This window comes from Aliihoeflea sp. PC F10.4, from assembly GCF_054612275.1.
Window position 1 is genome coordinate 28,249 of the sequence record NZ_JBTSWH010000002.1, and the last position, 15,301, is coordinate 43,549.

Sequence of the window (15,301 nt, forward strand, 5' to 3'; positions counted from 1 at the left end):
GCACTGACTGCCATCGCCTCGGCGGCCATCCTTGGTTCGGTGATAGCGTGACGATATGGTCCGAAGCACCAACGCGCTCCTGCCTCATCGTCAGAGGTCAGGGGGCGAGTTTTTTTCCAGCCGCTCAACGGCCGGCTTCTCTGACGCCTCCTTTTTGAGCGAGGCCCAATCGTCTGGCGGGTTCCCATCGCTCAGCATTGCTTTGAAGACCTTATAGGCGTCGGTTTTCGCGCCGTAGGTCCGCAAGGTCTTTTCGTCATTCACCCAAGCGAAGATGATGACTTTCGCGGCCGAGTCATAGCGGAAGAACAGGCGGAATCGACCATTGCCGAACTTCGCCCGAAACCAGTGCTTATGTGCATCGCCGAGCGTTAGGCCCTGTCGATAGACAGTTGCCGTGGGGTCGGCAGGGATCGTCTGGAACACGAGCTTGTTCAACGCTGCCAGGAGCTTCGTGTTCGCATTTTTCTGGTACTCGTCAGGCTTTTTCGCCTTCAACGACTCGACAGCCTCGGTCAGCTTCTCCAACTGATCGAGAAAGAGGGTATGCGCGAGGATGCTCCAGCCATTGATCGTGAGCATGGCTAGAGCGCGACATCCCCGTCGATCTCGGCATCAAGGTCAACGTCCATGGTCCCGACAAGGGAGATCATGCGATCACGCAGGCTTGGGGGCAGCGGGACAATGGACCTGCCGGGGTGCTTGGCCATGTCGTGCGCCAGAAATTCAAGGAAGCGATCGACAACCGGATCACTGGTCTCTTCGGTCGCCTTCTCGACATAGACCCGGTGCTGGTCGTCGACAAAAAAGGCGATGCGCCCGCCATAGTCTACACCCAAAGCCTTGCGGACAGCCTTTGGGACGGTCGTCTGGCCCTTGGCGGTGATGGTGCTTTCCTCTTTCAACAGCGCGCCCATGATTGGCTCCAAACTTAAACTTCAGCAAAGGTAAGGAATTTTCCTTACTTCGTCAAGCTCGGCGATCGCGGTTCGCGGTTCGGCGGTTACCGCCTGCACTCATTTCGCAGTCGCCATGCAGCGTCCCGCAATCAGGTCGTGGCCAGATGATCTACGAAATTGGCGATACCGCCAAGCGTGTCATTAAGCGGGTCCGCACGGCGAGACAGCTGAGTGTGTTGAGACTGAATCGCATAAGTTTCATTATGGAACTAAATAATTGATATTTCTATATATTTTGCTTTACTAGCGCGCGGCGCCTCGCATTACCGGGAAGTGGCAACGTGGTAATCTAGGCCAAACCCAGCTTCTCACGATCTGCGCATAGAGACCCGCCAACGTTCACCGGCATGTTTTCAGATGAAGAAGGGTCGCCGAATAGCTGTTCTGTCGCGTTTGCGACGGTTCGCCATTAAAGGTAGCGCTATGGCAAACGGCGATCGATAGGTGCAGGCGCCCGCCATCATCTGCACCGGATCGAACATGAAGCTGAAATGATGACAGAGGCATCATGTCAGGAGGTCATAATGAGCGGTGATGTGCACGAGAAGAGCATGACAATGCTCAGCGAAATCCATGCTGCCGAGACATCGCAGTCGCTGTTCTCTGCGCTTGACAGGGCCTGCGGCGTGCTCGGTTTCGATGCATTCATGCTGTCATGTCATCGGCAATCGAAGGCAGAGCTGGTGATGAACCCCATTTTCACCACCTATACCGAGCAATTCATGAACGACTATGAGCGGCTGAACTGGCTCGATGACGACGTGCTTATCGCGCGCACCATCGGGAGCAGCCGCCCCTTTGTTTGGGATGGATCTTCGGAACGCTATAGTGACGTTCGCAGTCAAAGCTTCCTGGAATTTCTTCACGAGAACCGCCTGGCGACCGGCATTATGGTGCCGCTCGCGCACGGTCCGGGATATGCGAGCCTGATGTCCCTCGATGCCTATCGACCGATGCAACTCCCACCCGACCTTGTCAGATCTGCTCAATGCGTCGCCCAAGCGGCGCAGGCCAAAGCAGAGATGCTGGGACTTTGCGCAAACGTCTCGGCCGACGAGGCAATTGGGCTGCGAGCGCTCAGTGGACGTCAACTGGAAATCCTCAAATGGATCTCTGACGGAAAGTCGAACACCGACATTGCGACGATCATGAACCTGAGAACTCGAGCGGTCCATTATCACGTGAGTCGCATCCTTCTCAAATTACGCGTCGCTACCCGTCTCCAAGCCGCTCAAGTCTTCTTTGCCTGGAGCGATCATCAGACACTGTAAAGCCCGCCCCGAAAGGCGTTCAGCGGCTTCGCTTCACTGCAGCAGGGGTCGCACTATCGGATTTTTCTCCGTTAAACGAGTGTCAAGGTGGACACTTGAGCCGAGCCGACAGGAAGATCATGCTCGGCGATCCGCAGGGATTATATAGAAGTGTCTTGATATGCGTACCTCGAATGAAGCATGTCTAAGGTTTACTGATCAGGAAAATCTCGCTGAAACAATCAATGCTGCGCTTGCGTCGCACTGCAAGGATCAGAGGTGGGAGGGCGATGACCTTGTTCTGGAGCTCGAATCCTCTCGAGCTGTCATACGACCCGTGCCAGGAATGCTGTGGCTGCGCGTTGACGCTGTGGATCTACTGACCTGCATAGGAACGAAAATGTTGCTCGAGTCCGCCTTGAGGACGCACCGAGACGATGCGCCGAGGTGTGTTCTGTGGATGCAGGCGGACGAAGAGCCATTTGCGGCCGTCCGGGCCATCGTCAAATCCGGTCAGATAACCTCCTGCTAGACTAGAGCTCGAGCCCGCCGCCGTACCGAGGGGCGGGAGCGCCCCCAGAGGACAATCCTGTTTCATGATCCCGGTGGATCCTTCTGCCGGCGGGACCCAACTGCCTATCGCTTGAGCGCGATTGCAGCGTTGCGACCGCGTTCCAATTGCTGTCGCTGCAGCTGGGTCTGTCCATGCACCGCCTGCACCTGAGACTGCACGCGTGCAAGCGTGGCGACACGGTCATGGGGGACAGCGAGGTTTCTCGACAGTCGATTGAGATCCCCTGATTTCAAGGCGCTTCGATCCGCGGGCGTCAACCGCCGATTAATTGACGATTCGATGCCGTCCAGTTCCCGTCGCAACTGCGGGGCGGCGTGCAGCCTCGCAGCCTGCTCGTGCGCCGGCGCCCGCAGGATCGCCGTCAAACCTTCGGATGGCGCTCGGATTTCCTGCCGCTGACGATGCTGTTCCTCACGATGTCCGGTTTCGATCTGATGCCGCTCGAAATCGACCGTGCGGCCATAGTCTTCCATAGCGGCGGCGAGCTGCGGCAGATGTGCTTTCGCAGTCTGGCGCTCGGGGCTCTCGGCACGCAGGAACCGACCGCCCTCGCCCGCCATGGGTCCAAGCTTTCCCGACCGGATATCCTGCCCCGCGACCGAGCCAGCCATGGCCCCATCAACGCCTTCGACCGTTGCGGATGTGGCAGCGGCACTTCCATAGACCAGTTGCGACAACCGTTCGATTTCAGAACGCTTTTGCTCCAACCGTGTGGATTGCCGCAGCTTGGTGCCGATCTCTGCGTCGCTCAGATCGGGCACGTCCCTTCCGGGAATCAAAACCTCTCCTGGTCGAACCTGCCACTCCGGTTTCTCTTCCTCACGATCCCGTGCGTGAGGACGTGCCAGGGGTTCTTCGCCGCCTGGAATGATGGGGCTTCGATCGATGGCGATCCGCTGCTTGACCTCCCTCGCCGTCTTCATGGCATCGTCCTCATCCGCACGGCGCCGCTCCGACAGGAACCATGCTAGATCATCGCGTGAGTGGGCCTTGACTTCATCAAGCAGGGTTGCCGGCGCGCTGCGAGCCTCCATCCGAGCGACGACCTTGGCCCAGACAAGCGCGAAGCCGTCGATTTCCTCGCGGGATAATGGACGGCTTCGCGTTTCCTCAAGCACCTGTCGCGCCCTGGCTGCCGCCAGCCACTGTCCGTTGGATAGAACATTGTCATAGACCGCCTCGCCATCGGTCCGTTGAATCAGGAGACGATCTGCGAGCTTGCGGCGCTCGATGCGCTCCAGGCTTTCTGCGAGGCCGGTGACGGCGGCATCATGGACGGCGCGCGGCGGGATCCGCGCTGCAGCGCCGGCGTGATGCAATTCCTCAAAGCGGTAGTGGCAACCTTGCCAACTGACCCGCGGACTGATGGCCAGCACGCGCGCCTCGATGCGATAGCCGGCCGATCGTCCGGTCGTCATGACCTTCTCGACATTGTCGGGGGTCCTCATCGTGGTTTCGAACACGACGTGGACACCGCGTTCGGTGGCAGCCGTCAGCAACTTCTCGCTCCAGATGCCGGCATCGGCCTGCGTGAAGCGTGACGCCGTCATCGGATCGGCATTCTGGTGTGCGACAAATCCCGGATGGTAGGACCGCAGATCGTCTCCGACGACGCGGATGGCGGGACCGGATTGCTCCAGCTCCGTGAGGCTCGTTGTCAGCAGAGCTGTTTTGCCCGAACCGGGCTGGCCACCGAGCACGATCAGCGTCGGCCGATCCGCCTTGCCGATATCGCCGGGGAGATAGTCGGGCAGGATCTCCGTGCGAAAGATGTGTTCGTTCTGGGCCTCCGACAGCCGGCCGAGTTTAGCTTCGACCGCCATGGATCAAAGCTCCCGCCAGAAGGAGGCCGCGTCTTTGACCCGCGGCCCCCATTCCGCGATCACGGCTTCGATGTGCTCACGATCGCCGACGCGGATGCGATTCTGCACCGCAAGCAACTGACGCCGCTTCGCGCGTAGCGCCTCGGCGCCGGCCGGATCATTCGCCTCGATGGCGGCAACGCGTTCCGATACCAGCCCGCGCGCCTGGTTCATGATCTCGATGGCGAGCTCGGCCCGCACGATCGCGTCGAACGTTGTTGTCAGTTCGGTCATTGTCTTATCCCTTCCGCTATCTCGTGATGCCCTTGGTCTGGTTGAGCGCCCGCATCTGGCGCTCGGCGATGATGTCCTGGGCCTTGTCAGCGCGAACAGCATTCTGCAGCACCTTGAGGCCGGGCTTCATGGCCTCGAAGACCTTGCGCTGCGCCGCCGGCACCCGATCGATGACGTTGGCCTGTCCACGGCCGACTGCGTTCGGCCCGAACCTCTTGTCGAGCGCTTTGCTGACGGATGCGAACTCCGCTCTGACCGTTGCGTCCAGAGAACGCACCAGACGGGTAATATCCTTGGGTGACTTTTCGGCAGCGTCGGTCAGGCGGGCCAGCTCGGATACCGCCCGTGGCGACAGTCCGGGCACCGGTACGCTCATCCGCTCCCGATCCGCGGCAATGGTCGCCTTCTCGGCGTCGAACGCGCCCTGCCAGACCTTGCCCGTCGCAACGACGCTGGCGGTGACACTCCCCACGGCTTCGACCGCCGCCTTGCGTTCCCTCCCGGTGGCCATGAGCCGATCCACAACACGGTCGGAACCGCGCAATGCGCCATAGGCGGCAGGGTCGTTCCCGACGGCACGAGCGATGCGCTCGGGCTCGACGCCCTTGACGACCAGATCCTCAATCGTGGCGAGTGCCGCGACGGGATCGCGCCAGACGCGCTGCACGGCCTCGGCAAGTGCGGCGCGCTGCTGTCTGTAACGGGGAACCTCCAGCGCACGCTGCTTGGCTTCTTCATCGACAGTTGATGCGAACTCGGTGACCGGCGCGAGCATCGGCAAGGCAGGCGGTTTGGACATCTCTGGAGCCTGTGCCGGATCGTAGGCCGCTGGCGCCACGATCCGCGACGGATCGCGCCTCTCGGCCAGATGCTGCAGTTCGTTGAAGCGGCGCACGGCCGCAAACAACGTCGTCAGCTCTTGCCGTTTTGCCTCGGACACTCCCTCAGGCATGCGCGCGACCATCTGCTTTTCGGCATATTGGTCGGCCTTTTCGGTAAAGGCGCTCCAGCCGAAGCGGGCGGTCAGCGCTTCGCCGACGGCCTTCATCTCCTGCACCAGCGAACGCTCTTCGGCTGCATAGGCGAAGGCGGTCTTGTAGGCGCCCTCGCCGCCCTTCTCGCGCACCGCTTCGATTTCATCGAGCCGCGCCACCGCATGCGGGGAAAGTGCCGGAACCGAAAGTGCCATGGCGGCGCGACGCGCATGCTCATGGTTCTCATACGTGGCCCGGTCACGCTTGAAGTTGTCGGCGTGACTGCGGGCCAGAGGCTCGAGATCCGAAACAGCGGCGACGGCCTCAGCCCGTTCTTTCCGCGCGATCTGGCCATCGACCAGGCTGTCGCTGCCACGCATGGCGCCGAGCATCGAGGGACTGCGCGCAAGATCTTCACCAAGCCGCCGCGGCTCGCCATCGAAGTCCGAAGCTCGCGCATTCAGCCGATCGAGGGCGGCAGCAGGATCGCGATAGATGCGCGCGAGCACGGGCAGCAGGATCGCCTCTCGCTCTTTCCACCGTGCCGAGGCCAGATGCTCGATCCGCGCGTCTTCTTCGAGCGACCGGACAAAACGCGCCTGTAGCGCGAGCAGATATCGCGCCTCTTCGACTGATGCCGGTGCGACCGTTTGCGTCCGAACCGCCCGATCGTCATAGGAGACGCTGCGCTCCTTCTCGATCGCAAAGCCGAGCGCGACGCTGGCGCGCTCCCAAAGCCGCGCCACGCGATCACGCTGTGCGCCGATCCACGACAGATGCCGCTCCACCCCCTGCTCCATTCCGGCAGCAAGCTCGATGGCATGATCCATGTTGCGGCGGCGGGCGAAGTCGACAATCTGTGCCTGGTAGCCCGCTTCGGATTCGTAATCGAGCGTAGTCGACTTGGCGCCGGAGCGGGACAGCCGCTCGACCAACTGCCTGAACAGTTCCGGGCGATGGCTTTCCTGAGCGATACGCGCCTGCCGGACTTCCGCAGTCTCGGCCCGCTCTGCGGTCCAGACATTGCGTTCGACCTCCCGGTCCTCGAAGGTCTTTTTGCCGGTTTCGGGATCCACGATGGGTATCTTCACCGTCACCTGCTCGACACCGTCCTTGCGCAAGGTGACGGTGTCACCGAGCTCGACGCTGCCTTTCTCAATAGCCTTCGGAAGGCTGACACCCCAGACGCGATGGACCACGCCGTCGTCGGTTTTGACGTCGGCATATGGGCTCTCTTTTGCATCTTCGTCGTTTGGACGGAATTTCGCTTCGCCGGTTTCGACCAGTTGACCGGTGACGCCGGCGGCGTGATCGACGCGCTGCGCCCTGCCCCATTTCTCGCGCGGCGCAAAATCCTCGTGCGCCATATAGAGATCGGCCCGATCGCGATGTCGCGACATCGCAACATAGGCGAGATGCTGATCCATCATGCCGGTGGCCAGAACCAACGTCCTGTCCACGGTCGCGCCTTGAGATTTGTGCACGGTGGCCGCATAGCCGTGGTCGACATTGCGATAGGTGTCCTGGCCGAAGGTTACCTCCCGCCCCGCATCAAGCTTTACCGTGAGCAGCGTCTCGCCGCGCTCGTTCGTGGTGCGTACCACGGTGCCGAGCATACCGTTCTTCACATGCTGTACGGAAAGATGCTCGGCGCGCTTTTCAAAGAAGCGGGCGTTTTCGAGGAAGATCAGACGGTCACCAACGGCGAACTGTCGTACACCGCGTTCGGTCTGGTAGGCGCGGTCCTCGCCAAGCGCTTCCTGGCGACGCATCACGGAGCGGATCGCATTGTTGAGCTTTCCGACATCATCATTGGTTTGCGCCAGAACCAGCAGTTCCGAACCGCTGAGGACTCGGCTTTCCGATTCCGCCTTGTTCCGGTAGTCCTCCCTCGCCTGCCCCCAATCCTCGACGATCCGCTCGATCGCCGCATCGCGGGTTTCAAGCTGGACGATGCGATCATGCTGCGCATACGCATCGAGCGCCTCCTCGACCTTTCCGCGCGCGAACAGGCGGGACGCGTCGCGCGCCCACTGTTCACGCTGGCGGCGCACCCCGGTCAGTTCGGCAAAGCCGATGCGCTCCACAATCGCCCGAAACGCGGCGCCTGCCTGGATCGGCTGAAGCTGCATCGGATCACCGACCAGCACCGCCTTTGCGCCCGCATCCTCGACAATCTTCAAGACTCGCGCCAACTGTTCGGATGACACCATGCCGGCCTCGTCGACGACGAAGACGTCACCCCTTTGCAGCGTATCGCGCCCGTCCGCCCAGCCCAGTTCCCATGACGCGAGCGTGCGCGATTTGATCCCGGAACTTTCTTCAAGACCCTCGGCGGCCTTACCGGCAAGGGCCGCTCCGACGACGCGACGGCCGTCCGCCTCCCAGGCAATGCGCGCCGCATCGAGCAGGGTCGATTTGCCCGCACCGGCCAATCCGATCACGGTGGCGATGGCGCCATCGGCAGTGACATGCCGGACCGCATCGACCTGTTCCGCGTCGAGCCTGAACGGTCTTTCCGGATCGCGGCTCTCCACCACGCGAATGGCGTCATCGACCCTTTCGGACGTCACCTTGAAAGCGGATCGGCGCGACAGCTCCCGCGCCGACTGCGCCATATCGTATTCGGTGCGCAGCATGGCGCGTGTGGTGAACACGGCGACGTCGGCAACCTTTCCTGTGTCCGGATCAATCTGCTGCGGCTTCAGCGTCACCAGATCCGACGACGCCATCAGTTGCGCACGGATATTGGCGAAGACGCTGGGATCATCGACATAACGATGCAGCGCCTTGGCGATTTCCCGCTCATCGAAGGTCGAGCGTTCACGGCTCAGATGCTTCAGCAAAAGGCCGGGTTCGTCGGCGAGCCGGTCGGCCATTTCCTGCCGCTTCGCCAGGGCGGCCGGTGCGAAATACATCTCCCTGCCCTTCCGGGCGAGCGCCGCCTTTGCCGGGCCGAGATGGCTTTGGGCGATGCCGTCGAGGCCCTGTTCGGCATAGGCGCGACCGTCCAGGCGGATATCGTGACCGGCAAGCGCCAGATGCTTGGTGGCCGTCTCCGCCCAGCCGATTTTCCATGCCTTCATCGTGTCCTTGTCACCGGCCCACAGCCGATAGACGATCTTGCCGTTCGGCCGATCAGGGGTGACGACACGCAGCGGCTTCCCGTCATCGCCTAGAACCGCGACCTTCTTGTTGCCGAAGCCGTCGTCGGTCAAAGGCCGCAAGGTGGTCATCAGGTGGATGTGCGGATTGCCGTCCTTATCGTGATAGACCCAATCCGCAACCATCCCCTTTGAGGTGAGGTGGTCGCGCACGAATTCGCGCACCAGGGCAATGCTCTCCGCCTTCGACAGCTCCTCCGGCAGCGCGAAGATCATCTCGCGCGCAAGCTGCGCGTCCACCCGCTTCTCAAAGGTATCGACGGCATTCCACAACACCTCGCTGGCGCCGGCGATCGTCCTCCCGTCGATCATGGTGCGGAGCCACGCCGGCGTCTGGTCCGGCAGCGCCAGCTCTTCATGCACGAGCTCGGCCTTGCCACCCTCATAGCGGAAGCTCATCCCCGTCTGCTCTTCCGCCATCCTCGTACGGTGGCGATAGGCGGCAGCCGAGACGACGCTGCGTCCCGCACCCCGACTGATCACCTGTGCCCGTACGAACATGATCGCCATGCGATCAGACCCTCTCCCAAGCATGTCGCGTCAGCGACGTATATTGCGCCCTCGAACAGATCGGGCCGCAGGACCGATGCCGCTTCTCGGGATGCGCCCTTGCGGGCGCAGACCAAAATTGAGCCTCACGGCGCGACGCAAACTAGCATCTTTTACTATGCGTTTCTACACGGTATAATCGCCGTGCAAAGGAAGGCTTCCGGAAAGGATAAAGTAGAAAATGCGCGCTAAATCATCGATTTCAGAGATTGACGCCCAGATAGAGAAACTACGCGAAAAACGCCGTGGAATTCTCGCCAAAGCCAATGAACGCTTCGCGCGCGCGGCGGCCAAGGCAGGGCTGGCCGAGATGGATATTCCCGACAATGAGCTCGACGCCGTCTTCGAGGAGATCGCCGCGCGATTTCGCAAGGGGGCCAAGGGGCCTTCAGGCGCATCTGCTTAAGCGCCTCGATCGGCGGATTGTGGCCCTGGAACGAAGGCGGCGGCAGACGATGACAGAGGATCGCAAGAAAGACGCGCGCGAAAAAATCACGCTCGGCGGATTGGTGGTGAAGGCCGGGCTGCGACAGGCCGATCGGGCGTTCCTGCTCGGTGTCCTGCTGGAAGCCGCGACCGTGCGCGTCGGATCGCCGGAGCATCATCGGCTGAAGGCAAAAGGCGGCATGGCCTTCCAACGTGATCGGATGAAGGGCGCCGAAGCGGCGGATACGGGATCGCCCGTCTCCGACGATTCCGAACAGGCCAACGGCGACTAAGCGCCAGCAAGAGGAAGCCGGTCATGGCGGGAAAGACGAAACTGAAGCCGGCGCTGTTATGGGCAATCGTGCCTGCCGTCGTGACAGCGGTGACCCTGGCGATCACATCGTACAGATGGCAGGCAATGGCGGGCGGGTTCTCGCCTGCCAATGCCTATTGGTTCTTACGCTCAGCACCCGTTCCCAATCTGCTCTTCGGTCCGATCGCGGGATTGATTACTGTCTTCGCGCTGACGATGCACCGCCGCCGGCCGGTGGCGATGGTCAGCCTGATCTGCTTTCTCGGGGTCGCCGGCTTTTACGCTTTGCGCGAATATGCGCGGCTGTCCCCATCCGTCGAGAGCGGCGCGGTGACCTGGGACGAGGTGCTGTCCTATCTCGACTTCTTCGCCGTCATTGCTGCGGCCGTCGGTTTCGTCATCGTCGCGATATCGGCGCGGATATCGGTCGTCGTGTCCGATCCGGTGAAGCGCGCCAAGCGCGGAACCTTCGGTGATGCCGATTGGCTCACCATGTCGGCCGCCGCAAAGCTGTTTCCGCCAGATGGCGAGATCGTCGTCGGCGAACGCTACCGCGTCGACAAGGAGACCATCCGCGACGTGCCGTTCGATCCGGCCGACCGCGAGACATGGGGGAGCGGCGGCACTGCGCCGCTGCTCACCTATAAGCAGGATTTCGATTCCACCCATATGCTGTTCTTCGCCGGCTCAGGCGGATTCAAGACCACCAGCAATGTGGTGCCGACGGCGTTGCGCTATACCGGCCCCCTGATCTGCCTCGATCCCTCGACCGAGGTCGCACCGATGGTTGTCGAGCACCGCACCCAAAAGCTCGGGCGCGAATGCATGGTTCTCGATCCGACAAATCCGGTGACGGGTTTCAACGTGCTCGACTGGATCGAAACGTCAAAACACAAGGAGGAGGATATCGTCGCGGTAGCCCACATGCTGCTGTCGGAAAGCGCGCGCTTCGAATCCTCGACCGGTAGCTATTTCCAGAACCAGGCGCACAACCTTCTGACGGGGTTGCTGGCCCATGTGGTGCTCTCTCCGGAATATGCCGGCCGACGGAACCTGCGCAGTTTGCGCCAGATCGTCTCCGAGCCGGAACCCTCGGTGCTCGCCATGCTGCGCGATATTCAGGAGACATCGGCGTCTGCGTTCATCCGCGAAACGCTCGGCGTCTTCACCAACATGACCGAGCAGACATTCTCCGGCGTGTACTCCACGGCGTCGAAGGATACGCAGTGGCTGTCGCTCGACGATTACGCCGCACTGGTCTGCGGGCGAACGTTCAAATCGAGCGATATCGTCTCAGGCAAAAAGGACGTGTTCCTGAACATCCCGGCGGCGATCCTGCGGTCTTATCCCGGCATCGGCAGGGTGATCATCGGCTCACTGATCAATGCCATGACGCAAGCCGACGGCGCGTTCGAACGCCGCGCCCTCTTCATGTTGGATGAGGTGGACTTGCTCGGCTATATGCGCGTTCTCGAAGAGGCGCGTGATCGCGGCCGCAAATATGGCATCACCCTGATGCTCATGTACCAATCGGTTGGTCAGCTCGAACGGCATTTCGGGAAAGATGGCGCGACGTCATGGATTGATGGCTGCGCCTTCGCCTCCTATGCCGCGATCAAAGCACTCGACACGGCGCGCAACGTCTCCGCCCAATGCGGTGAGATGACCGTTGAGGTTCAGGGGAAATCTCGCAATGTCGGGTGGAGCAATTCGAACGGCGGAATGCGGAAGTCGGAAAGCCTGAACCTGCAACGCCGACCGCTGATCATGCCCCACGAAATCACGCAACAGATGCGCAAGGACGAGCAGATCATCATCGTGCAGGGCCATGATCCGATCCGCTGCGGGCGGGCGATCTACTTCCGGAGAAAGGACATGGATGCGCAGGCTGGTCCAAACAGGTTCGTCAAGGCGAGTTGACCGACTCTTCGCTGCCCTGATCAAGCGCGTCGTATTCCGCGTTGCTCGGCCAGTCGGTGCTTCGCATGACAGACAACGCCGCCTCAATGGCTTTCTGCGCTTCGACCAAATCCGAGCGACGCATGGAGGGGTCGGAATAGATGCCGTATCCGTTGACAATCCGGCCGTTGAACCCGTGCTGAAGTCGATCAATTGCGACGCTGACGTGGTCCTGAATCTGGTCCGTGGCGTTTGCCGCTTTGGTGATACTCGACATGCGGCCATCTCCTTGAATGGTGTTTCTTTGAAGTCTGCCGGTTCTGTCTTCGCGCTATCGGCGCTTGCAGGCCGTTGGCGATGGCCGATACCGGTCGAACGGATCTTCTGCGCCGGGCGGCGCGAACCAGCCGATGAACAGATTGTAGGCGAGCGCGAATACGAACATGCCCACAGCCGCAGACAAGAAGAACCACCACGGCATCGGCGCGGCATCGGGATTGACGAAGACCCCGAGCGATACAGGAAGCATGACGATGCCGGCGAGAACGAGAAAGCCAGTGAAGGCCCGAAACGCGCAGGCGACGAAATAGAGCAGATACCAGGCGGTGTAGAAACCAGCGCGCCCAATGGCCTCGAGCACATTGAAGGGCAATGCGATGAGAACGGACATCGGGGCAGCAGCGCCGGAGGCACCGTTGAGGGGGTTGTGATCGCCGTCTGCGGGATTTCGCATGCGTTGTCCTTTCGCGGTGAGCGTCATTGTACCTGAAACTGGGAGAATGAGAATCGGCAGAGTTCGATTGATGCAAGAAGAACCCCGACGAACAGCAAGTCGGTGAAAACCGCAGGAGCAACCTAACGCAGCCTTACGCGTGAAGAGGAGACTATGCCCATGATGACCGCAGGAACCGAAAAACCATGAGCCGGCATATCCGCATGGGTGGGATTGATGTCGATGTCGCAGATACTGTGTTCGACGACCGGTTGGCGGATGCCTATTCGAATCGGGAACACCCCCTTTGCCTCTGTCAGGCGGGCGGCGTGCCGATGTATATCGCGCGGTTTGAAGACCGCCATATCCTGAAACGGATGCCGGGCACCGGAGCGCAGCACGCGCCCGACTGCGAATCCTACGAGCCGCCATCCGACCTTTCGGGCCTCAGCGCAGTCGAGGGCGAGGCAATCATCGAGAATGTGCAAGACGGCACGACGGCGCTGAAACTCGGGTTTAGCCTGTCGAAGCTCGGCGGCCGGACCGCGCCTGCAATCGGTGACAGCGCTGATCCGGGCGACGTCAGGACCGACGGTGCCCGTTTGTCGTTGAAGGCGATGCTGCATTTTCTATGGGACCGGGCACAGTTCAATCGCTGGCGTCCGGCGATGGCAGGCAGGCGCAATTGGGCGGTGGTCCGCAAATTCCTGATCGAGGCGGCGTCAAGTTCGAGCGCGAAGGGAAAGCCGCTTTCGGCGGTGCTTTACATGCCGGAGATGTTTGACGCGGCGCGCGTGGATGGAATCGTCCAGCGTCGCCAGGAGTTTCTGAGCAGAGCGGTCCAGTCGCAGGGCAATCGCCGTTCGCTCGCGATCCTGATCGGAGAGGTGAAGGAGATACAGCCAGCCCGGTCTGGCTCACGATTGATCATCAAACACGCCCCGCGCTATCCGTTCATGCTGGCCGAGGACGTCGACCGTCGCATGAATAAGGTCTTTGCTCGCGAACTGGCGCTTTGGGATGCGAGCCCGGACTCGCATCTCATCGCCGCGGCCACATTCGGCGTCGGGGTTTCCGGTATTGCCGTGATCGAGGCGATCGCGCTGATGTTGGTCAGCGAACGGTGGATCCCATTCGAAAGCCAATACGAAGGCATGCTGCTCGAGGCGCTCGCGGAGCGCGGTGTCATATTCGCGAAGGGGCTGCGTTACAATTTGCCGCCGACACAACCGATGGCGAGCGTCGTGCTGAGCCGTGACGGGGGCGAACCCATCGCAATGTACATCGTTCCCGATGACGCGGATGGCGAGTATCGCGGGACCCTCGAACTGCTTGTCTCCGAGAGCGAAATGCCTTCGTGGATTTGGGAGATTGCCGACGGGCCTATGCCTGATATTCCCCTATGAAAGGAGGGGGCGGTTCATCGTCCAGGGGATCTCAAAGCCGCGTGCGCTTGCCGAGCGCAGCCGGCCCTGCTCCGCTCCCGCTGTCCCGGCGGCAATCAGGTTCTCACGGCAGCGCCGCACCGCGAGAGGATCGCCGCCCCCATGGGGCGAAACCGCGAAGCGGGTTCGATGAGCGCAGCGAGCAAAGCCGTGCCCGTAGGGCCTCGCCCAGCATCTTTCTGCGAGCAGCCTTGCGTCCGTCAACCGGAAAGGCACCTCTCCCACTTTCTTGATACACCCCGATATGGGCGTACCGCGCGCATCGCCACGAGGCGAGCCGTCGATCGAGGAAGAGCTTACTGAGCCATGGCGTAGATCACGACAGAACGCTTGGGCTGATCCATCACCAGAATGAATCGGCAACCAGCAACCGATTCATAGAAGTCGTTGGACCTTGAAATGGTAAAGCGCGATTCTGTCCCTATGATCGCGCAACCCTACCAGCTCTACGTCGAGCGGATGGATCCCGCCAAGAACATGGCCCGGTTTTACGCCATGTCGATCGAGGTGACGCTGTTCGGAGACGTCTGCCTGACCCGTAGATGGGGGCGCATCGGCGCGCGCGGGCAGGTCATGCAACATCATTTCAACAAAGAGGAAGAGGCAGTGCAGCTCTTCCTGGAATTGCTGCGTAGCAAACGCACGCGTGGTTACGGCCCGCAAACGGGCGGCCGGCCGCATGATCGCCGGGCTCGGCGAACCTCATAGGCCGGTCGATCCGGCCTATGAGATTAGGTATCAGGGCGAAAGCCTCCTAGAAAGGAGGCTCGGCGCTCATCAGCGCCTCCTGCTCGGTCCAGATGGCTTCGCGCTCGGCAAGCGCGAGCTCCAAAGCGGCTTCGGTTTCGCGGCGCTCGTCGCGGTAGACAGCGTTCCGCAGCTCGGCGCGCAGTTCCTCGATGTGTTGATCGATCGACATGTTCATCTCCTTGAAGTTGGT

General features: G+C 61.3%; 14 protein-coding genes. 6 read left to right on the forward strand and 8 right to left on the reverse strand.

Annotated elements, in window-relative coordinates; genetic code table 11:
- Positions 1 to 90 precede the first annotated feature (90 nt).
- Together ACX82Z_RS22070 and ACX82Z_RS22075 are read right to left on the reverse strand one after the other, a co-directional pair.
- Positions 91 to 582, reverse strand: a complete 492-nt coding sequence (locus tag ACX82Z_RS22070; RefSeq protein WP_442843461.1) for a type II toxin-antitoxin system YhaV family toxin — start codon at positions 580 to 582, stop codon at positions 91 to 93.
- 2 nt (positions 583 to 584) lie between these two features.
- Positions 585 to 917, reverse strand: a complete 333-nt coding sequence (locus ACX82Z_RS22075; RefSeq protein ID WP_374818536.1) for a type II toxin-antitoxin system PrlF family antitoxin — start codon at positions 915 to 917, stop codon at positions 585 to 587.
- A gap of 566 nt (positions 918 to 1,483) precedes the next feature.
- Here ACX82Z_RS22075 and ACX82Z_RS22080 point away from each other — a divergent pair.
- Positions 1,484 to 2,230, forward strand: a complete 747-nt coding sequence (locus ACX82Z_RS22080; RefSeq protein WP_442843462.1) for a helix-turn-helix transcriptional regulator — start codon at positions 1,484 to 1,486, stop codon at positions 2,228 to 2,230.
- 615 nt (positions 2,231 to 2,845) lie between these two features.
- On the opposite strand, the gene ACX82Z_RS22085 is transcribed toward ACX82Z_RS22080, so the two are convergent.
- The 3 genes from ACX82Z_RS22085 to traA are packed head-to-tail and all read right to left on the reverse strand — an operon-like array spanning position 2,846 to position 9,527.
- Positions 2,846 to 4,606 (reverse strand): zeta toxin family protein, encoded by a 1,761-nt coding sequence (locus tag ACX82Z_RS22085; RefSeq protein WP_459912013.1) that lies wholly within the window; start codon positions 4,604 to 4,606, stop codon positions 2,846 to 2,848.
- Between the two features lie 3 nt (positions 4,607 to 4,609).
- Positions 4,610 to 4,879: a hypothetical protein gene (locus ACX82Z_RS22090; RefSeq protein ID WP_442843464.1), complete on the reverse strand. Its 270-nt coding sequence runs from the start codon at positions 4,877 to 4,879 to the stop codon at positions 4,610 to 4,612.
- A gap of 16 nt (positions 4,880 to 4,895) precedes the next feature.
- The gene (gene traA / locus ACX82Z_RS22095; RefSeq protein ID WP_442843465.1) at positions 4,896 to 9,527 is read right to left on the reverse strand and encodes a Ti-type conjugative transfer relaxase TraA; all 4,632 of its coding nucleotides are present in this window, start codon (positions 9,525 to 9,527) and stop codon (positions 4,896 to 4,898) included.
- 220 nt (positions 9,528 to 9,747) lie between these two features.
- On the opposite strand from traA, the gene ACX82Z_RS22100 reads away from it, so the two are divergent.
- Genes ACX82Z_RS22100 through traG form a run of 3 tightly spaced genes read left to right on the forward strand, consistent with a single transcriptional unit; the run spans position 9,748 to position 12,225 of the window.
- Positions 9,748 to 9,972, forward strand: coding sequence for a TraC family protein (locus tag ACX82Z_RS22100; RefSeq protein WP_442843466.1), 225 nt, complete (start codon positions 9,748 to 9,750; stop codon positions 9,970 to 9,972).
- A gap of 49 nt (positions 9,973 to 10,021) precedes the next feature.
- Entirely contained in the window at positions 10,022 to 10,285 is a 264-nt protein-coding gene (locus tag ACX82Z_RS22105) for a conjugal transfer protein TraD (RefSeq protein WP_442843513.1), read from the forward strand.
- A gap of 23 nt (positions 10,286 to 10,308) precedes the next feature.
- Complete coding sequence (gene traG, locus ACX82Z_RS22110; RefSeq protein ID WP_442843467.1) at positions 10,309 to 12,225, forward strand: Ti-type conjugative transfer system protein TraG; 1,917 nt, start codon at positions 10,309 to 10,311, stop codon at positions 12,223 to 12,225.
- Here the strand turns inward: traG and ACX82Z_RS22115 are convergent.
- Positions 12,212 to 12,481, reverse strand: a complete 270-nt coding sequence (locus ACX82Z_RS22115; protein WP_018431379.1) for a hypothetical protein — start codon at positions 12,479 to 12,481, stop codon at positions 12,212 to 12,214. The genes traG and ACX82Z_RS22115 overlap by 14 nt on opposite strands.
- A gap of 54 nt (positions 12,482 to 12,535) precedes the next feature.
- Entirely contained in the window at positions 12,536 to 12,937 is a 402-nt protein-coding gene (locus ACX82Z_RS22120) for a hypothetical protein (RefSeq protein WP_018431378.1), read from the reverse strand.
- A 185-nt stretch (positions 12,938 to 13,122) separates the two neighbouring features.
- On the opposite strand from ACX82Z_RS22120, the gene ACX82Z_RS22125 reads away from it, so the two are divergent.
- Both ACX82Z_RS22125 and ACX82Z_RS22130 read left to right on the forward strand, forming a co-directional pair.
- A complete protein-coding gene (locus ACX82Z_RS22125) occupies positions 13,123 to 14,322 on the forward strand; it encodes a DUF1173 domain-containing protein (RefSeq protein ID WP_459912017.1) in 1,200 nt (399 codons plus the stop codon).
- A 462-nt stretch (positions 14,323 to 14,784) separates the two neighbouring features.
- Positions 14,785 to 15,069 carry a WGR domain-containing protein gene (locus tag ACX82Z_RS22130; RefSeq protein WP_018431457.1) on the forward strand — a complete coding sequence of 95 codons (285 nt, stop codon included), beginning with the start codon at positions 14,785 to 14,787 and terminating at the stop codon, positions 15,067 to 15,069.
- Positions 15,070 to 15,115: 46 nt separating this feature from the next.
- Here ACX82Z_RS22130 and ACX82Z_RS22135 read toward each other — a convergent pair whose 3' ends face one another.
- Entirely contained in the window at positions 15,116 to 15,280 is a 165-nt protein-coding gene (locus ACX82Z_RS22135) for a hypothetical protein (RefSeq protein ID WP_198292933.1), read from the reverse strand.
- Positions 15,281 to 15,301: the final 21 nt, after the last annotated feature.